The organism is Paenibacillus sp. TAB_01 (assembly GCF_043945595.1).
Taxonomy (GTDB): domain Bacteria; phylum Bacillota; class Bacilli; order Paenibacillales; family NBRC-103111; genus Paenibacillus_S.
This window is the reverse complement of the sequence record NZ_JBIFNP010000001.1, coordinates 4,153,730-4,176,206: the sequence shown is the minus strand read 5'-3', so window position 1 is coordinate 4,176,206 and position 22,477 is coordinate 4,153,730. Positions and strand designations below refer to the sequence as shown.

Below are 22,477 nucleotides of genomic sequence, written 5' to 3'. Positions count from 1 at the left end.
TTGCCGGTAAATCATTTTGATTCGAGGCTGCCCGTTCATCGGGCGGCTTTTTTGCGATCCGGGATGTCCGGGCGCTCTGGTTCTGCGGCGTCACCCTGCAAGCAAGCCTGACATGCGATGGTGAAATGGATATTGCCGATTCTGAATATTTCTTGCTATATTTAAGCTAATGCTATGATGAGAGAGGTTTTTCTGTGAGATTAATTCCTACGAGCTCCTGCGTTCCCGGCATGCGTTTAGGAAAATGTATTTTTAATGAAGAGGGCCTTATTTTACTGAATGAGCGCGCTGAACTCTCACAGTCATTGATCCGGCGGCTTCAGCAGCTTGGCATCGATTATGTATACATAAAAGATCCGGACACGGAGGACATTGTCGTAGAAGATCCGATTTCAGATGAAACGCGGATCAAGGCTTTGGGCGAGGTTCGCACCCATTTTCGCGCGCTCATGGAAGGAAACAGCAGAGCCAAATTTTCCAAGCAGCATGTGATGGGAAAAGCGTTCGGCAATGTGATCAAGATGATCATAGACGATTTGGATGGCCGCGAAGGCTCTATGATGATGCTGATGAATATGAATGTGCTGAACAATTATTTATTCCAGCATTCTTTGAACGTCTGTATTTACGCAACGATGCTCGGCATGGTCAACGGCTTCAGCCGGGACGAGCTGACGACGCTGGGACTCGGAGCCCTGCTTCACGATATCGGCAAGACGAAGATTAACCAGGAAATGATAAAAAAACCGGGTCCGCTGACTCCGGAGGAATGGAACGAAGTGAAGAAGCATCCCGTCTACGGCTTCAAGCTGCTTAAGGACGAGCCTAACATGCCGCTGCTAGCGGCACACTGCGCTTTTCAGCATCATGAACGCGAGGATGGCAGCGGTTATCCGCGAGGCATCAAGGGCGATGAGATGATTGAATTTGCCAAATGGGTAGCAGTGGCGGACAGCTACGATGCCATCACGACGCACCGGCCCCATCGGCAGGCGATGCTGCCCCATCAAGCGATGGAGGTGCTTTTTGCCGGTGTCGGCACGCTTTATGAGCATAAAAAAGTGGCGTTATTTCGCGACAATGTGGCGATCTACCCGCTCGGCCTGACGGTTATGCTGAGCACAGGGGAGAAGGGCGTGGTGGTCCGCATCAATCCGAACGTGCCTCAGCGGCCTATCGTTAGAGTATTGGAGGATGCTGACAGGCAGCGGGTGTCGCAGCCTTATGAAGTCGACTTATCCGAGCGGCTTACTGTGTTCGTGAGCGGCGTCGATGATTGGAGTGGTGCGTAAATGTGCGGCAGATATACGATTACTATTTCGCTGGAGGAGCTGCTTTTCCGGTTTATGGTGGAAACGCCGCCGGAAATCGGCAGCTATGCTCCGCGCTACAATGTGGCGCCGGGGCAGTGGATTCCCGCGCTGATCGGCGGAAATGCGGCGGCGGAGGGGCACCAGGACAGTCAGCCGGGGCCTTATCGGCTCGGCCAGCTGAGGTGGGGGCTTGTCCCCAGCTGGTCTCAGGAGGAGAACAGCGGCCCCAAGCCGATGAATTTGCGCGCGGAGACAGTCGGGCAAAAGCCCGGCTTCCGCAAAATGCTGGAGAGGAAGCGCTGCATTGTCCCGGCAGACGGCTTCTTCGAGTGGAAGGCGGCCGGCAAACGAAAGCAGCCCGTCCGCTTTATGCTGAAGGACGGGGCGTTATTCGGCATGGCCGCGATCTACGATACCTGGCTTATGGCCGACGGCACGAAGCTGCATACGTGCGCCATTCTTACCACTGAGCCTAATGAGCTCGTGGCCGAGGTGCACAACCGGATGCCGGTTATTTTGCGGCCGGAGGATGAAGCCGTTTGGCTGGACCGCCGCATCACGGATGTGGAGGCGCTGCTGTCGATTTGCAAGCCTTACCTCTCGCAGAAGATGACCTCGTATGAAGTCGATCCGCTGGTCGGCAATGTCAAGCATGACGGCCCGGAGTGTGTGGAGCCGCTGCAAGCTTTGTGGTAAAGAAGAAGTCAGCAATGAGTCTGCGGCGGCAGGCAGTGTGGCGGAGATAAGGCTCCATCCTCGCAAGCAAAATAACTTTTTCAGTGGCCTCGTTTCGTTTAATGAAATTCAGGGACAACAGCGGTCGGAGAATGTTCCGTACTCGCAGCGATAACTTTTCAGCAGCCTCGTTTCGTTCGGGGCTTTTTTGCGCTGCGCAGATTAGGCGCTTCCGGCGAAAGCATTTCAATCGGGAACGGGCCCTACTTGGACATAACCGGACAGGACGGGCATATATATGTACAAGGTATCCTTGGACGGGCAGCAAAGCCGTTTGCCAAGGAGAAGAGCCGTTTAAGTTCTATTGTTCAGGAGGATCTCATGAAAAGAATGATTTTATTCGCGCTTGCCCTCTTGCTGCTCATCCCGGTATGGAGCACGCCTTTGTCCGTCGAGGCCGCGCCCTCCGTCTCCACCCATGCGGAATCCGCCGCTCTGATCGATGTCAGCTCGGACCGCATCCTGTACAGCTCCCAGGGAGACAAGTCCATGCGCATCGCCAGCTTGACCAAAATTATGACGGCGATTGTCGCCATCGAGCACGGCAAGCTATCCGATCAGGTGACGATCAGCCGCAACGCTGCAGGCAAGGAAGGCTCGTCCATTTATTTGAAGCTGGGCGAAGAAATGAGCCTTCAGCATCTGCTGTACGGTATGATGCTTCGTTCCGGCAACGATGCGGCGACGGCTATCGCGGAGCATGTCGGGGGCTCGGTCGAGGGCTTCGCCTATATGATGAACGAGAAGGCCAGACTGATCGGAATGGAACACTCCAGCTTTAAAAATCCGTCCGGCCTTGATGAGGAAGGCCATTACTCTACGGCCAATGACATGGCGAAGCTGACGGCTTACGCGCTGCGCAATCCGGTCTTCCGCGAGATTGTAAAAACCAAGGTGAAAAAAGCTCCCAACCCTAATGAGACATGGGATTACACGTGGATGAATAAAAACAAAATGCTAAATCTGTATGACGGTGCGGATGGCGTTAAGACAGGCTACACGAAGATTGCGAAGCGCTGCCTTGTTTCTTCAGCAACCCGCAACGGACAGCAGCTGGCAGTCGTGACGCTGAACGATCCGGATGACTGGGCCGATCATACGAAGCTGCTGGATTACGGGTTCAAAAATTTCCCGCTGCACCCGCTGGTCAATAAAGGGGATGTAATTGATGGAACCTCCTATGTTGCGGGCATTTCCTTCGGTTATCCGGCATTGGAATCGGAGAAGAACCAATTTACCTCGCAAATTCAAATGAATGATCCCGCCTCGGCCAATTACAGGCTCGGCGAAGTTGGCGCAGTTCATTATATGCTGAGCGGCAAGCCGATCGGCAGCGTGCCATTGTTTATGAAAGGCAGTCCGAGGCTCAAGCTCGACGACCACGGGGCGTTCTCTTTCTCCGGCTCACTCGGAGGGACATCCGGCGGAGCGGATAAGTGGCTGTTTATCGTCCAGTACTTGTTCCGGATCGTGTTCACGGGCCGAAGCGCTTAAATTAAAGGCTGCGTTCGCTTAAATTACCGTTCGGCAGATTCCATATTTTGGAGAGGGGCGACTTTCCCGCTATGGTCAATTTCATTTGGTTGTTCTTTATCGTCGCCGGTTTCGTTGTCGCAGCGGTACAAGGAAAGATCGAGCTGGTTACGCAGGCGGCCTTTGATGGAGCCAAAAGCGGGGTTACAGTCTGCTTCGGTCTTATCAGCATCATGGTCTTCTGGCTCGGGATGATGCGGATTGCCGAGGACGCAGGTTTGCTGCAGGTGATGTCCAAGCTGCTGCGCCCGTTCATCCGCTTTTTGTTCCCGTCCGTGCCGAAGGATCATCCCGCGCTAGGATACATCATGTCCAACATGAGCGCCAATATCCTCGGTCTCGGCAATGCCGCTACTCCGATGGGAATTAAAGCTATGCAGGAGCTGCAGCTGCTGAACCCGAACAAGGACATCGCCAGTCCCGCCATGTGTACGCTGCTGGCGCTCAATACGGCAAGCATTACGCTGATTCCGACAACGCTCATTGCCATTCGCATGAATTACAACTCGCTCAATCCAGCCGAGATCGTGGGGACTACCTTGCTTGCGACATTCGTCTCGACGCTTGCAGCTATTCTGGTCGATAAGTGGTACCGCCGCAAGCATTTGCTGCTGAATACACCGCCTCATAATCCGAAAGCGAAAGGATGATCGTGCTTGTACTCCTGGGTGAATCTGATCTCCGCATGGGCCATTCCCGTCATTATCGTATTCATTCCGCTCTATGCGGCTTACCGCAAAATAGCTGTGTATGAGTCCTTTGTGGATGGGGCCAAGGAAGGCTTTGATACCGCCATCCGCATCATCCCGCACCTGGTGGGCATGATGGTGGCGATCAGCGTGTTCCGCGCTTCCGGAGCGATGGAGCTGATGATCGGATGGATTCGCCCGTTCTGCGCCATGCTCGGCATTCCGAGCGAAATTCTTCCTCTGGCCATTCTGCGGCCGATTACGGGAGCAGGCTCGCTCGCCTTTACGACCGATCTGCTGCAGCAGTTCGGTCCGGATTCGATGGTGGGCCGCATTGCGTCCACGATTCAGGGCAGCACGGATACGACGCTGTACGTGATCACGGTTTATTTCGGCGCCATCGGCATCCGCAAAGCGAGCTATGCGCTGAAGGTCGGCCTCATTTCGGATGCGGTCGGCTTCGTCGCCTCCATCGTCATCTGCTACCTGGTGTTCGCCTAGAACCGACGGATTCTCCGCACATATACTGTACCAGCTAACGAAAGAGGTGAGCTGCGTGCAGTATTATGGTGTTGTGATTCATCATTCCGTCTGTCCCTCGATTAACGGCAAAGGCTTCGATTTTTACATTACCCGCAACGGCTCCATCATCCCCTCACCGGATCAAACCGATCCCCTTTATGTTCATATCTGCCTTGAAGGCGACTTTTCCGAGCCCCGTCACCATTACACGTCGGAGGAAAAAGAGCAGTTTTTTTTGCTTCACAAGCTCATTCTTAGGCTTGCAGGAACGTTCCGGTTTCAGACGGACGATATTTATCCCCATACGATTTCGTGCCCGGGGTTCTTTTTTCCATGGTCTCAGCTTGTGATTTCACCGGAGGATAGGTATCATTAGGTTTGAGGTGAATGGAGACTAATGGAACGATTACAGAAAGTATTGGCTGAAGCGGGAGTGGCCTCCCGGCGCAAATGTGAGGAATTAATTACCGCAGGACGCGTGAAAGTAAATGATGAAGTGATTACGACTCTGGGGGTCAAGGTGGACGCGTCCAAGGATATGATTGAAGTGGACGGACGCAAAATCCAGCAGGAGAAAAAGATTTATGTGCTGCTGAATAAGCCGAAAGGGGTTATTACAAGCGCTTCGGACCCGGGCGGCCGCAAAATTGTAACGGATTTTCTCAAACCGATAAAGGAACGAATCTATCCGATCGGAAGGTTGGATTACGATACGGAAGGCTTGCTGCTGCTCACCAATGACGGGGAGTTCGCCAACCTGCTGACGCACCCGAAGCATCACGTGCCGCGGACCTATCTTGCCACCGTCAAGGGGGTTCCGCATGGAACGCTGCTGGACAAGCTAAGGGACGGCATCCAGCTGGAGGACGGGATGACCGCGCCGGCTGAAGTCGATTATTACGATATCAGTCCGGACAAGAATGAAACGATCGTATCGATTACGATTTACGAAGGGCGGAACCGGCAGGTGCGCCGTATGTTCGATGCGATTCAATTCCCGGTGATCAAGCTGAAGCGGGTGAAGTTCGGACCGATTCTTCTGTCCGGCGTACCGCGCGGCAAATTCCGGCATCTCGATGCCAAAGAAGTGAAAGAGCTGAAGGATAGTGCGCTGTCGACACATAATATTCAAAAAGGGAAATAAGCTTTCGCACTAAATTTCGATATAATGAGTGTAGGTTCGACTAGCTATCGATTGAGGTGTATGCATATGGGCAAAAATAGAAGATGGGTGCAAATTGCCATCTTTTCCGTTGTCGTGCTGATCGGCGCCTTGACGTTGATAAACAATCTGTACGCAAAGGATAAGAAGCCGACGGAGGGCGCCAAGGCACCTGATTTTGCTTTGACCGCATTGGACGGCACGCAGCATCATCTGTCCGACTACAAGGGCAAGACCGTTATGGTCAATTTCTGGGGAACATTCTGCCCGCCCTGTAAGGATGAAATGCCGGCGATTCAGCATCAGTACGAGAAGAGAGATCCCCAGAAGGTCGTATTTCTCGGTCTGAATCTGGGCGAAAGCAGTATTACCGTCAAAAATTTCATTGAGCAGTACAAGGTAAGCTTTCCGATTCTGCTGGACGATAACGAGGAGATTCGCAAGAGGTACGGGGTCATGCAGTACCCGACCACCTTTTTTATCGGGCCTGACGGCAAGATCGCCAAAATACATATCGGTGAAATGGACGAAGCGCTTATAGAGACGACTCTGGCTTCTATTGCCGGTAAATAAAGAGCTCGCGTTTTGGTTTATGCCTTTTTTGACGGTATTTGTCAAGTGAAGGACATACCTCAAGCTGAACTGGAAGATGCATTCCCATGGACGGACGGAAACCTGTCAGCGGAATGCATCTTTCCTAGTGAACGGGGGTGCGCCTAGGCACATACGGCATGAACCTAAACGAGCGCATGAGGAGGCACCATGATTCAGAATACAAAATGCGAATGCGGTCACCAGAATCATGTCGGCACCGTTCTTTGCGAATCCTGTGGTAAGCCGTTATTCGAGGACGACGAAACGACGCCGCTGGAAATGCGATATGATGGGGTGGCAAGACGTTCGCAGAAAGAAAATCCCGGATGGCTCGATCAAGTATGGAACTTTTTCTCATCCGTGAAAATCGCCATTTATTTAATTATTATCACACTTGCAGGAGCGGCTCTCGGCACGGTTTTCGAGCAGGAAAGCATGTTTCTCAACTTCGATCCTTCAACCTTCTATGAAGAGAAATATGGTACGCTCGGCAAAATTTATTATGAGCTTGGGCTTTCCCATACCTATGAATCGTGGTGGTTTATTACGCTGCTGTTCATGATCGGAATTTCCTTGGTCGTTTGCAGCCTGGACCGGGTGCTCCCGCTGTACCGCGCTTTAAACAAGCAGCAGATCCGCAAGCACACCCAGTTTTTGCAGCGGCAAAAGGTGTCCTACACCGGACAGCTTCCCATCTTCGTCTCGGATGAGGAGCACTCGGAGGAAGCGGCGACGGCCTGGGTGCAGGCGGCTGCGGCCAAGCTCAAGAAGCACCACTACCGCGTACATACGGAAGGCTCAGCCCTGCTGGCGGAAAAGTACAGATTCAGCCGCTGGGGCCCTTATATCAACCATATCGGTCTGATTATCTTCCTGATGGCGGTGCTGATGCGAAGCCTGCCGGGGTGGAATATGGATCAGCATCTCGCCTTCCCCGAAGGGGTGCCGGTCAAAATACCCGAAACATCCTATTATCTCAAGAATGAGAAGTTTACACTTGAATTTTACAAGGAAGAAGAGATGTCCGAGGCATTTCGCGCCAAGCAGCAGGCGGTTCCGAAAGTGTACGAAACCAAGGCGATATTGTACAAATGCACGGCGGACTGCGACGATCCTTTGAAGGAACCGAAGCTCGAAGAGGTGTATAATCAAGATATTCTCGTCAATAAACCGCTCGATTACAAAGGCTTCCTGGCTTACCAGTACGATTTCACGGAATCGCCAATGCTGATTTCGGTTACGCCCTCGCTGAGGAACAAGCAAACCGGTGAAGTCTACGGCACGATGGAATTATCGATGAGCCGTCCCTCAGACACCTATAAGGTTGGTCCGTACACGCTGAACCTGAAAGCGTATTTTCCCGATTTTGCGCTGGATGACAAGAGCATGCCGATGACCAAGTCGAATGTGCCGAACGTTCCTGCTTTTATTTTTTCCGTCACAGGTCCTGACATGCCGAAAGACGGCAGTAATTTTATTTATTTCCCCCGGCAGATTGACAAGGAAAATTTCAGGCAGGATGTGCTGAACGGAGAGCTGGCCAATAAGCTTGAGCTTTCGGTCAATTCCATGGAAGATGTCAAGCTGTCCAATTATGTGAGCTATTTGAATATTCGTATCGACCGCGCGCTGCCTTACATTTGGGTAGGAGCGGCCATTTCCATGATCGGCTTGGTTATGGGCTTCTACTGGCATCATCGCCGCATCTGGCTTCGGATTGATAAGGGCCAGCTTGTTCTGGGAGCGCATACGAATAAGAACTGGTTCGGTATTCGTAAGGAGGTTGCCCAGTTTCTTCATAAATCTGGGATCGAGGTCGATCCCAAGTCGCTAGAGGCAGGAGTGAGTAAGCAGTGACCAGCAGTTCCTTTCTATTAATTGCGTTTATTGTATATAATCTGGCATTTCTTAGCTTTGTCGTAGCCGTACTTGGCAAGCAGTGGAGCCCTGACGATCCGGAGGGGCACGCCAGGAAGTGGGGGAAGATCGGCTTAACGTTATCGATCATCGGCTTTGCCGGCCACGCCGCCTTCTTCTTTACCCGCTGGGCGGAGGCGGGACATATCCCGACAAGCAACATGTTCGAGTTTATGACCTTCCTCGGCATGATGATTACTCTTGCTTTTATCATCGTTTACTTCTTATACAAGGCGCCGGCCTTGGGGATTTTTGCGATGCCGGTCAGCATTATTATCATCGGGTACGCTTCCGTCTTTCCGAAGGAAGTTCAGCCGTTAATTCCGGCGCTGCAGAGCTACTGGCTCAAAATCCACGTTACGACCGCAGCGACGGGGGAAGCCTTCTTCGCCGTAGGTTTTGCGGCAGGGCTGATGTACCTGCTTCGCACCGTCAATTTTCAAAGCAAGGAGCGTAAGCACCGCAGAGAGCAGGTCGGAGTTGAGATCACGGTCTTCTTCCTGGTTATGATCGTCGCTTTCGTCGTTGCGATCTTCAGCTTCAACGCAGCCGGATATCATGCCAAATTTGCTACATATACCACCTCGGTAGATGCAAATAATGTAGAACAAAAGACACAGCAGAATGTGGATTACGTGCTGCCGCCGATCTTTAAGCCGTACCAATCGGAAGTCATTCAAATGCAGCCGTTCCTTGGCATGAGCGAACCGCTGCTGGAAGCGCCGTCCTGGATTACGGGAGCGAACGGGGGACGGAAGCTCAATACGGTAGTCTGGTCCGATTCTCGGCGGTTTGATCCTTTACGGCTTGATCCGGTTAATGATTCGCAAGCCGATCGGCGCGCTGGTCGGACCGCTCCTGCAGGGCATCGATCCCGAGGATATCGATGAAATCAGCTACCGGGCCATTGCCATCGGTTATCCGATTTTTACCTTGGGTGCGCTGGTGTTTGCGATGATCTGGGCTGCGGAAGCGTGGGGACGCTTCTGGGGCTGGGATCCTAAGGAAGTATGGGCGTTGATCACATGGCTGTATTACGCCGCGTATTTGCACTTCCGGTTATCCCGGGGCTGGCAGGGGAAAAAATCCGCCTGGCTCTCGGTGATCGGCTTCCTCGTTGTTATGTTTACTTTGATCGGTGTCAATTTGGTGATCGCCGGCCTGCATTCCTACTCGGGAACTTAGGCTGGCCTGAGGTTCGCCTCCACAGCATTTGCTTGAATTCACGCGGCCGTCCCGAGCTGCCTTTCTTCAGGGAAAACCCTGGTTCGAATGGCATGCTTGCAGGACGGCGCAGCTGTTATCTTCCAAGTGAAAGGATTGAAGCTTATGACAGAAATTAAAACGACAATTCTCGTAGTAGATGATGAAGAACGGATCCGCCGTTTGCTGCGGATGTACCTCGAGAAGGAGAATTTTACGATCGAGGAAGCGGAGGACGGGGAAACCGCCTTGAAGATGGCAATGGAGACCGATTACGATTTGATTCTGCTCGATCTGATGCTGCCCGGCATTGACGGCAACGAAGTCTGTCTGCGCCTGCGTCAGTCCAAATCGACCCCGATTATTATGTTGACCGCCAAAGGGGAGGAGACGAACCGGGTGCAGGGCTTCGAGATGGGAGCAGACGATTATGTGGTGAAGCCGTTCAGCCCGCGCGAGGTGATCTACCGGGTAAAAGCTATTTTGCGCCGCTCCTCGGTGACCGCCTATTTATCCAAGGAAGTCAATTCCAGCAACAATATTGTTTTTCCTAATCTGGTCATTGAGCACGATGCGCACAGGGTGACGGCCGGCGGCCAGGAAGTGGCGCTGACCCCCAAGGAATATGAGCTGCTTCATTATTTGGCCGTATCGCCGGATAAGGTATTCTCCCGTGAGGAGCTGCTCAAGGATGTATGGAACTATGAATTTTTCGGCGATCTCCTGGAACCGTGGATACCCACGTTAAGCGTCTTCGTGAAAAGCTGAACAAGGTATCGCCGGATGCCGCCTCGATGATCACGACGGTATGGGGTGTAGGCTATAAGCTTGAGGTGCCCAAGTAAGTGTTCAGTTTAAAAAGCATTGTCGGCAAGCTGTGGCTGACCATTATCGCTCTCGTCGCCGTTGTTCTGTTAGTATTAAGCTTGTTTCTGGGGCAGTATATCGAGACATCGTTCCCCAAATCGCAGGATCAGACGGAAAATTTGCGCAAGCTCGCGCTCAAGGTTTCCAGCGGGATCTCCATTCATATGGAGGACGACCGGTATATCAAGCTTGTGAACGATCTGCTGAGCGCCCAAGAGGCGACGGTTTTTCTGGTCAGTCCCGACTTTAAACAGACCGATTTCCCCGTGGAGTCGTCCGGCTCCGATCAGCTGAAGTACGAAGATTTTTTCTCTAAGGATGAGCTTCAAAAGGTATTTCAAGGCCAAATCATCGATAACCAGGTTTCCGGCAATATCGGAACAAGACATAAAGCAAACAGCTTGTATTCCGCCGTAGCGGTGCCGCTGATGGATGCCTCGCAGTCGAAGACGATCGGCGCCGCGGTGCTGTATCAATCCACCCAATCGGTCGAAGCTTCGCAGGCCTATGTTAAGAGGCTGTTTGCCTATGTTTCGGTTATCGGCTTTTTGATGACTACCTTCTTCGCTTTCTTCCTTTCGACCAAAATTACACAGCCGCTGCTGCAGCTCAAGAAAGCGGCCGATATGATTTCGCACGGCGAATACGGCACGAGGGTGCCGATCGCTTCGGTCGATGAAATAGGCGAGCTGGCCAAAACCTTTAACCGGATGGGCGAAGAGCTGTCTGATACGATCAAGGCGTTGAGTCATGAGAAGGAGCATTTATCGAGTGTATTGCGGAGCATGACGGATGCCGTCATCACCTTCGATGCGGAAGGGAAGGTGATCCTGACCAACCCGCAGGGGGATAAAATTGTCCGTGACTGGAGCCGTATCCAGTGGTCGGACGACGCGGTTGTGGCAGAGCCGGACAAGGAGCTTCAGACGGCGCAGACCCAGGAAATTCCGGCGCCGATCCGGCAGCTGTTCGATGAGGTCACTTCTCGCCTCGAAGGACATGACCACCCATTTGCATGTGCAAAATGAGGTATGGTCGGTCGTCATGGCTCCCTTGTATTCCAGGGAAGCCGTCCGCGGCGCCGTAGCGGTTTTGCGGGATGTGACCGAGCAGTTTCATCTCGATAAGCTGCGCAAGGATTTCGTGGCCAATGTGTCGCATGAGCTGCGCACGCCGTTGTCGATGCTTCAGGGCTACAGCGAAGCGCTGCTGGACGATATTGCGGCGTCGCCTGAAGAGCGCCGAGAGCTCGCCCAGGTCATCCACGACGAATCGCTGCGCATGGGGCGTCTGGTTCGGGATTTGCTCGATCTCGCCCGTATGGAAACGGGCAATCTGGAGCTGCACTTCCGTCCCGTGGACGTCAACGGCTTCATGAAGCGGATTCACCGCAAATTCGCCGCTTTATCCAAGGAGCGGGGCATTACAATGATCTGCGACGTGCCGGAGAAGCCGCTGGTCCTGCAGCAGGCGGACGAGGATCGCCTGGAGCAGGTAATGACCAATCTGCTGGATAATGCGATTCGGCATACGCCGGCTCAGGCACAGATCATCATGAAGGCCTCTGAGGATGCGTACCAAGGGCAGGAAGCTGTGCTTATCGAGATTACGGACCAAGGACAAGGTATACCGGCCGGAGATCTGCCTTATATCTTTGAACGGTTCTATAAGGCCGATAAGGCGCGTACCCGCGGCGCTTCCGGGGGGACGGGGCTTGGGCTGTCGATTGTCAGCAACCTCGTTGAGGCGCACCAAGGCAAGGTGCAGGTGAAAAGCACGGTTGGACAAGGAACGACATTTTCGGTGCTATTGCCCTGCAATCCGCCAAAAAACGAAATAAAGAGCTCCCGATAATTTATCGGAAGCTCTTTATTTTTGTTGGAAAAGGGAGTGAAATCTTGTTGTTCGTGAAACAAACCCGAATTACAGCGAAAGTTCTTTCGCGTTTGTCAGCTCAGGCAGCTCGACCAGCTGCTGAAGCACTTCTTTCGGAGTCGATTTATCTGTAGTCAATACCATGATAGCCGATCCGCCGATGACTTTACGTCCAACCTGCATCGTCGCAATGTTCACATCGTTGCTTCCGAGCAGCGTTCCGACTTTACCGATGATGCCCGGCTTATCGTTATGCGAGATCAGCAGCAGGTTGCCGTTTGGCGCGATATCGACCGGATATTGATCGATTTGAACGATCCGCTCTCCGTAACCGGCAAGCAGGGTACCTGCTACAATACGCTCCTCGTTCTTCGTTTTCAACGTAACCGAAACGAGGTTCGTAAAAGTTTTCGAAGTGCTCGATTTTTGGATAACGACGTTTACATCGCGTGTTTTGGCCAGGTGCATGGCGTTGACGATATTGACGCCTTCCAGCTGATTGGCAAGAACGCCTTTAACGATATAACGGTTCAATGGATTTACGTCTACGTCAACCAAATCGCCGGAGTAGCTGATGACAATTTCTTTCACAGCGCCTTCGGTTGTTTGGCCGATGAATTGACCGAGCTTTTCGCCGAGGTTAAAGTATGGCTGCAGCTTGTTCATGACGACGGCAGGCACCGGAGGCATGTTTACCGCATTTTTGAACGGCTCGTCGCGCAGAATATGCAGTACTTCTTCGGAAACGTCGATCGCAACGTTCTCTTGCGCTTCCACTGTGGATGCGCCCAAGTGCGGGGTTACGATGATTTTCGGATTGTTCAGGAACGGGTGGTCCGCACGCGGAGGCTCTTCCTCGTATACGTCGAACGCAGCGCCGGCCACGATGCCCGATTCAATAGCTTCGACCAAAGCCATCTCGTCGATAATACCGCCGCGGGCACAGTTGATGATGCGAACGCCTTTTTTCATCAGCTCGAATTGCGGGCGGGCAATGATATGACGCGTTTCGTTAGTCAGTGGCGTATGAACCGTAATAAAGTCTGCTTGAGCGGCAATCTCATTAACCGTGCCGAGCTTCACGCCAAGCTTCTCCGCACGATCTTCCGTCAGGAACGGATCGTAGCCGATGACGTTCATACCGAACACTTTAGCTCGTTTGGCCACTTCACTGCCGATACGGCCCATGCCGAGAATACCGAGCGTTTTGTTGCGGAGCTCGACGCCGACGAATGTTTTGCGGTCCCATTCGCCGCTGACGGTTTTCTTAAATGCTTGAGGAATGGAACGGGCTACGGCCATCATCATAGCGAAGGTAAGCTCGCAGGTAGCAATCGTATTGCCGTCCGGCGCATTGATAACGACGATACCGCGTTTGGTAGCCGCTTCGAGATCGATATTGTCAACGCCTACGCCAGCACGGCCGACAACTTTCAGCTTCGAGGCTGCCGTCATAATTTTTTCGGTGACTTTGGTTTGGCTGCGAACCAACAATGCATCATAATCGGCAATAATAGCAATCAGTTCGTCTTCGGATAAGCCGATTTTTTTCTCAACCGTTACATCCGGTGCATCGTTTAACAACTGGATCCCCAGATCGCTGATTCCATCCATGACTAATACTTTGTACATTTCGCTCTAACCTCCAGTTATGATTTGTGCGTCTTCTCGCATAGAGAAGCGGACACAATAAAAAAACTCTTAATCCCCATACGATTACCGTATATGAAGGGACGAAGAGTTACTTTCGTGGTGCCACCCTAATTCGCTGTGCGCTCGCACGTACAGCCTCGTGAGTCGTTAGACCCGGAAAGATAACGGATTCTACCCGGCTGAGCCTAGATGCATGTCCATGCAGTTCGGTACAGCAACTCTGGAGTGCTCCATGCAAACAATAATGTCCGACTCACACCAATACATCGGCTCTCTGCGCATTATTCATTCACACTGTCTCCGTCAATGTTTTGTTGCAATTGAAATTTTTCTTAGCGTAACATGCCTTCAAGGTCATGTCAATAGGTGTCGAAACGATTATGATAGGGCCAAAATCTTAATAATTATGGCTGAAACAGTCATAAACGTTCGTGTGTTTATGTTCATATTTTAGGGGAATTCGGCCGCGATTGCAATGCCCTTTTTGTTATTTATTTGTGTATTATGTGTTAATTCGGCGAAATACGCTCTTGAATAACCCGGATTTTTTCGATATGGTTCTTACAGGAACCATTTCATTTGAAGAAGGGGGAATATACGAATGGATTCGTTTGAAGTTATAGAGCCGCAGCAGTTCGTAAACAAGCTGAACAACAAGGAATTAGGGGATGCCGTCATTATCGATGTCCGCGAACCTATGGAATGGAACTATTATCATTTGGATGAGGCGACTTTAATCCCCATGAATACCATCCCGGCACGCATGAGCGAGCTGCCCGACGACAAAACGGTGTATATCGTATGCGCGCATGGCGTACGAAGCGCGAACGTTTGTTATTATTTGCGTCAGCAAGGGTTCGACAATGTCGTGAACGTCGAAGGGGGAATGGCGGCTGTCGCCATGCTTCGGGGCTTTCAATACGATTAAGCAGCACTTAAAAAGCCGCAGTCTCCGGAAAGCCCGTCAAGGCGCTTCGAAGGCTGCGGCTTTCATTTAATTTTGGCTGAAAAAGAACGGCAGCTGAGGCAGGGTTTCGTTCGGATACCACTTGCTCTTACTGCGGATAAAGTCGCCCGTGCGGATCGCGTCGGTTGCATTCAATACATCAATCACTTGCTGAACCTGCGCCAGATTCATTTTACGAGCCTGCCCGGTTGCCACCATTTCATCGATCCGAGAAGACAAATCCTGCGGCGTGTAAGGCGTGTAGTTCACCGCGGCGGCAAGGGCATTGGCGAGATAATCGTTTTTCATGTTCAGCGAGAGCGTGCTCCAGTCATTCAAGCTCAGCTCTTTCGTCACGTCTACATGCTTAAGCTGGGCGTTCTCGGTTTCGTTCCACTTCAATATCGCGTCATAATAGTTTTTTTGAGCGGCCAGCGCGTATTTTTTAGCTTCGGTCAAATAAGCGTCCTTGTCCATCTCGGCGATCAGGTCGCTGCCTTTGTAGCTGTTCGCTTTCGCTTGGAAGTTACCGAGCGCTTCGTTAAACAGCTTCAAGCTTTTTGCGTAATTTTGCAGCCCTTCCTGAAGCAGAGGAGAGGAGTCGGGCATAGATTTAGCGCTTAGCTGATCGTATTTTTCTTTGGCCAGCTTGCTCAGTTCTTTCATAATTAATGATGCATCCGCAGATGGATTGGATTCCAGTTCGCCCAGTTTATCAAACCACTTATTATGAAATTCCCTGTAAGGCTGATAAATGGTATGATAGTAGGACACCAAATACTGTTGATGATATGCGCCGTATGTTTTGGATCCTTCGTTTTGCTTGGTTAACAGTTCTTCGTATTTGGCGGCGGAACGTTCCTGACCCATCTTGAGACCGAAGAAAAAGGTTCCAAGTGCAAAGACCAGCATAAAAATAAAGGTTACGGCAAATAAGTAATCAGAGCGTGTCAGCCGTTTGTCCATCATCAAGCTCCTTGTCGTCTTTTTCTAATTGATAGTATAGGTGATTTTGTCGAAAAAAGGAATCTATGGATGAAAAAATTTAATTTCAAGTCATTGAAGTTTCGTCAAGTCAATATCGATGAGCTGGACGACCGCTTCCTGCTGCTTAACCTGTATTTAACCCAGCTGGGAGTGCTGGTTCTGGGAACGATCGTCATGCTGTTTCAGAGGCCATCGCTAGCCCAAATGTTTTCCTTGCAGCATCTCTGGGTTATTATTGTATGGGGAGTTGCTTTTGCCGCGGCTGTGCTTGTGGTCGATCTGCTCGTTTCGAATTGGGTGCCGCCGGAGGTGACGGACGACGGCGGGATCAATGAGATGCTGTTCAGGAACCGCCCTTTATGGCATATTGCGCTGATGTCGTTTGTGGTTGCTGTCTGCGAGGAGTGGTTGTTCCGCGGAGCCATTCAAGCGTCATGGGGACCTTACTGGACCAGTATTTTGTTTGCTGCCATACATATCCGTTATTTGCAGCATTGGCTGATGACCGGGATGGTGTTCGGTATCAGCTACGGGCTGGGCTGGATCTATATTCAAACAGGTTCGTTATGGACTCCTATTATCGCCCACTTTGTTATTGATTTTATTATGGGGTGTATTATTCGCTACAGGAGAGAGGATTAATGCAGTATAAATCTACACTTACCGGGGATATGGAAGTAAAACAAGAGCCTGCGGGGGAAGAACCGGAAGAAAGCTCGCTGCCGCCGCGACACGCGGTGCACCGTTCCGAACGGGAGAAAAGGCTCCGCATTTTTTACGGAACCTTGCTGTGGCTGTTCATCTTATTGGTGGTCGGCCTGCTGATATGGGGGTGGAGAAGGGTCAGGTTAGAGCTGTGACCCTTCTCCGCCTCTTTTTTGTCAACGCATCATTCAGACACAGTGTCGATAGAGGCCGGATCGACGAAGCCGTACTGCTTCGCTTCGAGTTCGGTGAGCAGCTTGTCCAACGCTTGAGCGGTCCAGGGCAGCTCATGCATCAGAATGTTGCTGCCGGGACGCAGCTGCTTCAGCACATTGCCGATAATTTTATCGGGATCGTTATTTTTCGCGGACATCTCCCAATCCAGCGAACCGTTGGACCAAGTCATGAACAGCATGCTGTCTTCCTTGACCTTCGCACGCACCTCGTCTCCGCCGGAGCCAAAGGGAGGACGGAAAAACTGCGGCGTCACCCCAGCCGCTTCCTTTACAATCCGCTGAACGTCATCAATTTGCTGCGCTACTTTTTCCTTGCTTTCCTTTTTTAGATCGATGTGGTCCCACGAATGATTGCCGATCGTCTGGCCATGGTCCGAAAATGAGCTTTAGCAGCTCGGGCTTCTGCTTGACCCGGTAGCCGTTGACGAAAAAGATCGCTTTCGCTTTATGCTTATCCAGCGTCGTGAGGATGGATTCCAGCATGTCATGATCCTTGGGACCGTCGTCAAAAGTAAGCAGCACCACCTGCTTCGAAGCCGTATTCGAATCTATAGGCACGATATCGTACGATTTGGGATTCAGCTTATAGAGCTTGGCCGTTTGTTTCGGTGGAGCGGCCTTATCCTTTTCGGCAGCCGGCACGTCGGGCTTAGCCTGCTCGGAGGCTTGAGCCGGATTCGTCCCGGCTCCGGCGGCTCCCGAAGCGGAAGTGTCGTCGGCGTGAGCGGACTCTTTGCCCTCTCCAGGGGTATGGGCGGCGGCTGGTCCCGCTTGGGAAGAACCGGCGGATGCAGCCGGAGGAGCGGATGCGGAAGGGTTCGTATGCTGGCATGCGGCGGCGGACAGCAGCAGTGCGGCCGAGAGCAGCCAGACCGGCTTCGTATTCATGGCATGACTCCTATTCCTTGTTGGTTTCCTTATTTTATCATGCATGTAACCGCGGCTCCTAGCGGAAAATACGTATGAACCTAACTGATGGAGGGATGGCTATGAAATTCGGTTCATTTTTGTTCGGCGGATTAGTGGGGGCAGCGGCGGTCGTTTATTTCAACAAAAAGAGTAAATCGATGCTTTTTTCCGCTTTAACCAGTAATCAGTCTTTAGGCAATGTGATGGACAAAACGAAGAAATCGGCAAATGCCGCTTTCAAAAAGGACGATCCTTTCAGCACCGAAGGGATGGACAAGATCAAAGATATTGTGAAGGAAGATCCGGGCTTGCAGGCAACCGTCAATGAAATTTTGGCTGACAATAATCAGTCGGCAGATCATCAGAATGAACATCATGTGCAATAAAATGCTTTAGAATAGAAACTCAAGAGGCATAAGCGGATAAAATTCCGTTTATGCTTTTCTTTTTTTATTAGGCATTCGTACATTTTTGTTATGTTGTGATATAATAGTCATATAATTGAATACAAGCTATTGAAGCTTTCTCACCTTTTTGACCTTACTTCATAAGCTGTTATTATACGTGTCGGCAAGGAGGAATTCTGTATGAAAATGGAGCGTTTAAGTCAGGACAAGATACGGATTTTCCTCACATTCGACGACTTGACGGAGCGAGGCATTCAAAAGGATGACATGTGGAGAGAAATTCCGAAGGTGCATGAACTGTTCAGCGATATGATGGACCAGGCGTACACCGAGCTGGGCTTCGAACCTTCCGGTTCTTTGGCCGTCGAAGTGCTTGCGCTTCCCGCTCAAGGTATGGTCGTCATTGTGACCCGCGGTAAAATGGATTTTCATCACTCCGCTGATTCCTTGGATGAAGAAGTCGAAGAAATGTATGAGCTTGAGGTAACGCTTGAGCAGACGGATCAAATCTCCTACGTATTCCATGACTTTGAGGATTTGCTTCGCATGGCCAAGGTGTTGAATCCGCTTGTAACGGATGGAGGGTCCTTGTTTTCGTATAAGAACAAGTGGTTCCTGCAGATGGACGCCGTTGATATGGATGAAAGCGGATATCAAGCGGTAATCGCAGTGCTGTCGGAATTCGGCGAAGCGGCTTCCGTTACCCGGGCGGTCTTGGAGGAATACGGGAAGACGGTTATTGCTGCCGACGCTATCAAGGTGCTCTGCTCGCATTTTAAATAAATCGCATACACAGGGATTCTGCGGTCATTGAATCGCTGTTCAGAGGCATTCGTAAAAACATGCGTTTTTGCGGGTGCTTTTTTGCTTGCGCTAATTAAAAGCTGCCATGACAGGCGATCGTTGGGGGATAAGCGGAATTCCATCCATCGTGAAAGATTGAATGGCAAAGTAGTTTGAAACGGTCTATAATATGAGATAAGACTTTGTTAGACAAGAACGGAGGAGGGGGACACATTGAGCGTCTTCTCAGTCTTGACGGCAGCGATTGCGCCAGGTGTCGCTTTGCTCATTTATTTTTACTTAAAGGACCGATATGACACAGAGCCATTTCACCTTGTGCTCAAGGTGTTTTTATTTGGCGTTATGCTTGTTTTTCCCGTTATGGTGCTTCAGCGGGCTTTCGTGCATGGATTGGGTGACAATCCGTTCGTATTCTCCTTTATCATTTCTGCCGGCCTGGAAGAATTTTTGAAGTGGTTTCTGGTTTATTTCATTATTTATAAGCACACCTCGTTCGATGAGCCTTATGATGGCATTGTATATGCAGTGGCCGCCTCGCTGGGCTTCGCCACGCTGGAGAACGTGTTCTACGCTTTTCTTAATTCGGCTTCGATTTCCAGCTTGATTTACAGAGCGCTGCTGCCGGTTTCGGGTCATGCGATGTTCGGTGTTATTATGGGATACCATCTGGGGCGGGCGAAGTTCGATCCGAAGCGAAGGACGAGACACTTGCTGTATTCCCTGCTGCTGCCTATTTTCTGGCATGGCTTGTTTGATTACATTCTGCTGACGACCAAAAACTATTGGGTCTGGTTTATGGTGCCGCTGATGAGTTATTTGTGGTCCGCAGCCTGTGGAAAGTCAACAGGGCGAATGCCAAATCGCCGCTTCGCGTCGCTCAGCCGGAGAAGCAGGTTAAAATTTGACCGGTTTGTCTATAATTACATGTATAGAAACGAACAAACCGGAGGGACGGCATGTCAGGAACCGAGAGAGTGAAAGTAACGATCCGCTGCAACATGTGCGGCGAGAAATTTGTCCTGAGGGGACGCAGGGATAAAGGAAGAATCGATACCGGCTTCAAGCAGTGTATTTGCAACAACGACCGGGATTTTGATATTGAAAATCATGACTTGTAAGGAGAAGCCCGTGCGGCTTCTTTTTTCTTTTTTTGTATAAGACTCCTTCTCCGGGCAAAAACTACAACCAACCAAGTTTGGCTGACGAAGGGAGAAGAACAACCATGTACAAAAGATTAAGCATCGTTATGTTCCCCATTTTGCTTGTTGCCTTGGTTGGGGCGGGAGTATGGGGATACTTAGAGCATCAGGAAAAAAACTCGATCCTGATCAAAGCTGAAAATTCGTATCAGCGTGCGTTTCATGATTTATCCTTTCATGTGGATAAGCTGCACACGGAGCTGGGCAATACGCTGGCGGTAAATAACACGTCGCAGGATGCTTATAAAAAAGGGCTGATCAACGTATGGCGTATTACGAGCCAGGCTCAGAATGAGATTTCGCAGCTGCCTCTGACGCTGCTGCCGTTTAATAAAACGGAAGAATTTTTGGCGAATATGGCCAACTTCTCTTACCGTGCCGCTATGCGCGATTTGAGCAAGCAGCCGTTAAGCCAGGAAGAAATGGGCAATTTGAACGCGCTGTACCAACATTCCGAGGAAATCTCGACAAGTCTTCGCGACATGCAGTCCAAGGTACTGCAAAGCAACCTCCGCTGGATGGATGTGGAAACGGCCCTTGCGACGGAAAAACAGCCGCTCGATAATGCGATTATCGATGGCTTTCAGACTGTAGACAAGAAAGTCTCTGAATATGCGGACGTCAAATGGAGTCCGAGTCTGCTGAGCATGTACCAAAAAAATGATGTCAGCATGCTGAGCGGCGACAATGTGACGGCAGAGCAGATTAAGCAGAAGGCTGCACAGTTTCTTCAGCTGCAGGACCCGTCTGGCATTCAAGTCGTAGAGAACGGAACGGGAACGGAATATCAGTCGTTCAGCGTCATGGCTCCGAAGGCAAATACGAATGACGGCGTCCATATGGATTACAGCACCAAGGGCGGGCAGCTGCTGTGGTTTTCAGCGAGCAGACCGGCTGCCGAGAAAAAACTCGATATCCGCCAGGCAAGGGATGCCGCAGCGGAATTTCTCGATTCGCACGATTATAAGGACATGACGGCCGTAAGCTATGACGAATACAATAACATCGGAAATTTGATTTTTGCCACCCGCAAAAATAATATCGTGAACTATATCGATAAAGTCGGCGTTAAAGTCGCCCTGGACAATGGGGAAATCATCGGGCTGCAGGCAACGGATTATGTATATAATCATAAGGAACGCCAGCTGAAAGAGCCTGCGCTGACTGCGGAGCAAGCTCGGAAGTCGCTAAATCCGCAGCTTAAAATCAGCGATGAAACGTTGGCGCTGATCCGCAACGATCTGCAGGAAGAGGTGCTGTGCTACCAATACTCGGGTACCATCAACGGCTCCTTGTACCGTGTGTATATCAATGCGGATAACGGTACGGAAGAAAAGATTGAGCATATACGCAAGGAAGAAGCACAGGTAAATCAAACCTGATCGCTTTCTGAAGGAGCCGTCTTCATCGGGACGGCTCCTTTTTTGTGCTTCCCATATAGGGGCGACATGGTATAATGAATCTGGGAATCTAGTACTTCAGTACTGGTTTTGACATCATGGGCGGGGAGGTGCAGAGGATGCTTCCAAAAGTAAATCAAATTTTACATATACAAGTGAATTCCATTGACGAGGAAGAAGCGAGACAGGAATTCAAATCGAGAATTGCCGACGTGACAGACAATTATATCAGTATGGAAGTCCCTATTAATGAGAATACCGGCCGCCTGAAGCGCTTGTATGTCGGTGACGAAATTTCAACCTATTTTTTGACGGACGGCGGGGTGAAAAACTTTTTTACCAGCTCCGTTCTTGGTTTTACCGACGATGTGATCCGGCTGGTGCTCATTAAGAAGCCCGAGCCTGACGCCATTACCAAGGTGCAGCGGCGTAATTTCTTGAGGGTGCCCGCAGAGCTTGAAGTTGCGGTCAATTACTCCGAGCAGCTTCAGTTCATCGCCATAACCGACGACGTCGGAGGCGGCGGCATTTCTTTCCTGTGCGACGGCTATGTTACGCTGGTGCCTCAGCAGACGGTAAGCTGCTGGCTGTTGATCAACTATAAGAGCGGACAAGTCGAGCATGTGTTTTTCAAAGGAGAGCTTGTCCGCATCAAGCCGCTGGAAACCGGCAATCAGCAGGTCATCGTCCGCTACGCGGAGATTACCGACCGGGACCGGCAGAAGATTATCAGGTACTGCTTCGAGCGTCAGCTCGAATTCCGCAAGCGTTAACCGAATATTAGCCTGCAGGTTGGGATAAACTACCATCCAAACGTAAAA

23 protein-coding genes, 3 pseudogenes and 1 other annotated feature are annotated in these 22,477 nt (G+C 51.0%); of the genes and pseudogenes, 22 read left to right on the top strand and 4 right to left on the bottom strand.

Features of this window, described 5'->3' with window-relative positions; translation table 11 throughout:
• Positions 1 to 194 precede the first annotated feature (194 nt).
• The 13 genes and pseudogenes from ACHHV8_RS20265 (at position 195) to ACHHV8_RS20205 (ending at position 12,389) form a co-directional block, all read left to right on the top strand.
• Positions 195 to 1,292, top strand: a complete 1,098-nt coding sequence (locus tag ACHHV8_RS20265) for an HD-GYP domain-containing protein (protein WP_395161005.1) — start codon at positions 195 to 197, stop codon at positions 1,290 to 1,292.
• The gene (locus tag ACHHV8_RS20260) at positions 1,293 to 2,009 is read left to right on the top strand and encodes an SOS response-associated peptidase (RefSeq protein WP_395161003.1); all 717 of its coding nucleotides are present in this window, start codon (positions 1,293 to 1,295) and stop codon (positions 2,007 to 2,009) included.
• A 360-nt stretch (positions 2,010 to 2,369) separates the two neighbouring features.
• Positions 2,370 to 3,542, top strand: a complete 1,173-nt coding sequence (locus ACHHV8_RS20255; RefSeq protein ID WP_395161001.1) for a D-alanyl-D-alanine carboxypeptidase family protein — start codon at positions 2,370 to 2,372, stop codon at positions 3,540 to 3,542.
• Positions 3,543 to 3,613: 71 nt separating this feature from the next.
• Complete coding sequence (locus tag ACHHV8_RS20250) at positions 3,614 to 4,231, top strand: nucleoside recognition domain-containing protein (RefSeq protein WP_395160999.1); 618 nt, start codon at positions 3,614 to 3,616, stop codon at positions 4,229 to 4,231.
• Positions 4,232 to 4,237: 6 nt separating this feature from the next.
• A complete protein-coding gene (locus ACHHV8_RS20245; protein ID WP_395160997.1) occupies positions 4,238 to 4,771 on the top strand; it encodes a spore maturation protein in 534 nt (177 codons plus the stop codon).
• A gap of 55 nt (positions 4,772 to 4,826) precedes the next feature.
• Positions 4,827 to 5,168, top strand: coding sequence for a hypothetical protein (locus tag ACHHV8_RS20240; protein ID WP_395160995.1), 342 nt, complete (start codon positions 4,827 to 4,829; stop codon positions 5,166 to 5,168).
• A gap of 21 nt (positions 5,169 to 5,189) precedes the next feature.
• A complete protein-coding gene (locus tag ACHHV8_RS20235) occupies positions 5,190 to 5,936 on the top strand; it encodes a pseudouridine synthase (protein WP_395160993.1) in 747 nt (248 codons plus the stop codon).
• Between the two features lie 66 nt (positions 5,937 to 6,002).
• The gene (gene resA / locus ACHHV8_RS20230; RefSeq protein WP_395160991.1) at positions 6,003 to 6,527 is read left to right on the top strand and encodes a thiol-disulfide oxidoreductase ResA; all 525 of its coding nucleotides are present in this window, start codon (positions 6,003 to 6,005) and stop codon (positions 6,525 to 6,527) included.
• Positions 6,528 to 6,716: 189 nt separating this feature from the next.
• A complete protein-coding gene (gene resB, locus ACHHV8_RS20225; RefSeq protein WP_395160989.1) occupies positions 6,717 to 8,405 on the top strand; it encodes a cytochrome c biogenesis protein ResB in 1,689 nt (562 codons plus the stop codon).
• Positions 8,402 to 9,650 (top strand): annotated as a pseudogene (gene ccsA / locus ACHHV8_RS20220) (cytochrome c biogenesis protein CcsA). The gene resB and the pseudogene ccsA overlap by 4 nt, the downstream one beginning before the upstream one ends.
• A gap of 144 nt (positions 9,651 to 9,794) precedes the next feature.
• Positions 9,795 to 10,513, top strand: a pseudogene (locus ACHHV8_RS20215) (response regulator transcription factor).
• Positions 10,514 to 11,563 (top strand): HAMP domain-containing protein, encoded by a 1,050-nt coding sequence (locus tag ACHHV8_RS20210; protein ID WP_395160987.1) that lies wholly within the window; start codon positions 10,514 to 10,516, stop codon positions 11,561 to 11,563. It begins immediately after the preceding pseudogene.
• Positions 11,535 to 12,389 carry a sensor histidine kinase gene (locus ACHHV8_RS20205; RefSeq protein ID WP_395160985.1) on the top strand — a complete coding sequence of 285 codons (855 nt, stop codon included), beginning with the start codon at positions 11,535 to 11,537 and terminating at the stop codon, positions 12,387 to 12,389. Before ACHHV8_RS20210 ends, ACHHV8_RS20205 begins: the two co-directional genes overlap by 29 nt.
• 69 nt (positions 12,390 to 12,458) lie before the next feature.
• On the opposite strand, the gene serA is transcribed toward ACHHV8_RS20205, so the two are convergent.
• Complete coding sequence (serA, locus tag ACHHV8_RS20200; protein ID WP_395160983.1) at positions 12,459 to 14,042, bottom strand: phosphoglycerate dehydrogenase; 1,584 nt, start codon at positions 14,040 to 14,042, stop codon at positions 12,459 to 12,461.
• Between the two features lie 94 nt (positions 14,043 to 14,136).
• Positions 14,137 to 14,379, bottom strand: a binding site (T-box leader).
• 285 nt (positions 14,380 to 14,664) lie between these two features.
• On the opposite strand from serA, the gene ACHHV8_RS20195 reads away from it, so the two are divergent.
• Positions 14,665 to 14,991 carry a rhodanese-like domain-containing protein gene (locus ACHHV8_RS20195; RefSeq protein WP_395160981.1) on the top strand — a complete coding sequence of 109 codons (327 nt, stop codon included), beginning with the start codon at positions 14,665 to 14,667 and terminating at the stop codon, positions 14,989 to 14,991.
• A gap of 66 nt (positions 14,992 to 15,057) precedes the next feature.
• Here ACHHV8_RS20195 and ACHHV8_RS20190 read toward each other — a convergent pair whose 3' ends face one another.
• A complete protein-coding gene (locus ACHHV8_RS20190) occupies positions 15,058 to 15,978 on the bottom strand; it encodes a hypothetical protein (protein WP_395160979.1) in 921 nt (306 codons plus the stop codon).
• Between the two features lie 66 nt (positions 15,979 to 16,044).
• Between ACHHV8_RS20190 and ACHHV8_RS20185 the strand changes: the two genes are divergently transcribed.
• A complete protein-coding gene (locus ACHHV8_RS20185; RefSeq protein WP_395160977.1) occupies positions 16,045 to 16,638 on the top strand; it encodes a CPBP family intramembrane glutamic endopeptidase in 594 nt (197 codons plus the stop codon).
• Positions 16,638 to 16,856 (top strand): hypothetical protein, encoded by a 219-nt coding sequence (locus ACHHV8_RS20180; RefSeq protein ID WP_395160975.1) that lies wholly within the window; start codon positions 16,638 to 16,640, stop codon positions 16,854 to 16,856. Before ACHHV8_RS20185 ends, ACHHV8_RS20180 begins: the two co-directional genes overlap by 1 nt.
• A 29-nt stretch (positions 16,857 to 16,885) precedes the next feature.
• On the opposite strand, the gene ACHHV8_RS20175 is transcribed toward ACHHV8_RS20180, so the two are convergent.
• Positions 16,886 to 17,272: a polysaccharide deacetylase family protein gene (locus ACHHV8_RS20175; RefSeq protein WP_395163570.1), complete on the bottom strand. Its 387-nt coding sequence runs from the start codon at positions 17,270 to 17,272 to the stop codon at positions 16,886 to 16,888.
• Entirely contained in the window at positions 17,226 to 17,825 is a 600-nt protein-coding gene (locus ACHHV8_RS20170; protein ID WP_395160973.1) for a polysaccharide deacetylase family protein, read from the bottom strand. Before ACHHV8_RS20170 ends, ACHHV8_RS20175 begins: the two co-directional genes overlap by 47 nt.
• A gap of 101 nt (positions 17,826 to 17,926) precedes the next feature.
• Here ACHHV8_RS20170 and ACHHV8_RS20165 point away from each other — a divergent pair, with 101 nt between their 5' ends.
• The 6 genes and pseudogenes from ACHHV8_RS20165 (at position 17,927) to ACHHV8_RS20140 (ending at position 22,429) form a co-directional block, all read left to right on the top strand.
• Positions 17,927 to 18,232, top strand: a complete 306-nt coding sequence (locus ACHHV8_RS20165) for a hypothetical protein (protein WP_395160971.1) — start codon at positions 17,927 to 17,929, stop codon at positions 18,230 to 18,232.
• Positions 18,233 to 18,433: 201 nt separating this feature from the next.
• Entirely contained in the window at positions 18,434 to 19,036 is a 603-nt protein-coding gene (locus ACHHV8_RS20160; RefSeq protein ID WP_395160969.1) for a genetic competence negative regulator, read from the top strand.
• Positions 19,037 to 19,270: 234 nt separating this feature from the next.
• Positions 19,271 to 19,962, top strand: a pseudogene (gene prsW, locus ACHHV8_RS20155) (glutamic-type intramembrane protease PrsW).
• A 51-nt stretch (positions 19,963 to 20,013) separates the two neighbouring features.
• Positions 20,014 to 20,175 (top strand): hypothetical protein, encoded by a 162-nt coding sequence (locus ACHHV8_RS20150; protein WP_395160967.1) that lies wholly within the window; start codon positions 20,014 to 20,016, stop codon positions 20,173 to 20,175.
• A 104-nt stretch (positions 20,176 to 20,279) separates the two neighbouring features.
• On the top strand, positions 20,280 to 21,638 hold the full coding sequence (gene ypeB, locus ACHHV8_RS20145) for a germination protein YpeB (RefSeq protein ID WP_395160965.1): 1,359 nt from the start codon (positions 20,280 to 20,282) through the stop codon (positions 21,636 to 21,638).
• A gap of 137 nt (positions 21,639 to 21,775) precedes the next feature.
• Positions 21,776 to 22,429: a flagellar brake protein gene (locus ACHHV8_RS20140; RefSeq protein ID WP_395160963.1), complete on the top strand. Its 654-nt coding sequence runs from the start codon at positions 21,776 to 21,778 to the stop codon at positions 22,427 to 22,429.
• The last annotated feature ends 48 nt before the right edge of the window (positions 22,430 to 22,477 follow it).

What these genes read in the sequence shown, in the direction of transcription:
- ACHHV8_RS20195 (WP_395160981.1), top strand. Translation starts at nt 14,665, where the DNA reads ATGGATTCGTTTGAAGTTATAGAGCCGCAGCAGTTCGTAAACAAGCTG.
- ACHHV8_RS20170 (WP_395160973.1), bottom strand. Translation starts at nt 17,825, where the DNA reads ATGAATACGAAGCCGGTCTGGCTGCTCTCGGCCGCACTGCTGCTGTCC.
- ACHHV8_RS20160 (WP_395160969.1), top strand. Translation starts at nt 18,434, where the DNA reads ATGAAAATGGAGCGTTTAAGTCAGGACAAGATACGGATTTTCCTCACA.
- resA (WP_395160991.1), top strand. Translation starts at nt 6,003, where the DNA reads ATGGGCAAAAATAGAAGATGGGTGCAAATTGCCATCTTTTCCGTTGTC.
- ACHHV8_RS20165 (WP_395160971.1), top strand. Translation starts at nt 17,927, where the DNA reads ATGAAATTCGGTTCATTTTTGTTCGGCGGATTAGTGGGGGCAGCGGCG.
- ACHHV8_RS20185 (WP_395160977.1), top strand. Translation starts at nt 16,045, where the DNA reads ATGAAAAAATTTAATTTCAAGTCATTGAAGTTTCGTCAAGTCAATATC.
- ACHHV8_RS20140 (WP_395160963.1), top strand. Translation starts at nt 21,776, where the DNA reads ATGCTTCCAAAAGTAAATCAAATTTTACATATACAAGTGAATTCCATT.
- ACHHV8_RS20150 (WP_395160967.1), top strand. Translation starts at nt 20,014, where the DNA reads ATGTCAGGAACCGAGAGAGTGAAAGTAACGATCCGCTGCAACATGTGC.
- ACHHV8_RS20205 (WP_395160985.1), top strand. Translation starts at nt 11,535, where the DNA reads ATGACCACCCATTTGCATGTGCAAAATGAGGTATGGTCGGTCGTCATG.
- serA (WP_395160983.1), bottom strand. Translation starts at nt 14,042, where the DNA reads ATGTACAAAGTATTAGTCATGGATGGAATCAGCGATCTGGGGATCCAG.
- ACHHV8_RS20255 (WP_395161001.1), top strand. Translation starts at nt 2,370, where the DNA reads ATGAAAAGAATGATTTTATTCGCGCTTGCCCTCTTGCTGCTCATCCCG.
- ACHHV8_RS20235 (WP_395160993.1), top strand. Translation starts at nt 5,190, where the DNA reads ATGGAACGATTACAGAAAGTATTGGCTGAAGCGGGAGTGGCCTCCCGG.
- resB (WP_395160989.1), top strand. Translation starts at nt 6,717, where the DNA reads ATGATTCAGAATACAAAATGCGAATGCGGTCACCAGAATCATGTCGGC.
- ACHHV8_RS20250 (WP_395160999.1), top strand. Translation starts at nt 3,614, where the DNA reads ATGGTCAATTTCATTTGGTTGTTCTTTATCGTCGCCGGTTTCGTTGTC.
- ACHHV8_RS20190 (WP_395160979.1), bottom strand. Translation starts at nt 15,978, where the DNA reads ATGATGGACAAACGGCTGACACGCTCTGATTACTTATTTGCCGTAACC.
- ACHHV8_RS20180 (WP_395160975.1), top strand. Translation starts at nt 16,638, where the DNA reads ATGCAGTATAAATCTACACTTACCGGGGATATGGAAGTAAAACAAGAG.
- ACHHV8_RS20260 (WP_395161003.1), top strand. Translation starts at nt 1,293, where the DNA reads ATGTGCGGCAGATATACGATTACTATTTCGCTGGAGGAGCTGCTTTTC.
- ypeB (WP_395160965.1), top strand. Translation starts at nt 20,280, where the DNA reads ATGTACAAAAGATTAAGCATCGTTATGTTCCCCATTTTGCTTGTTGCC.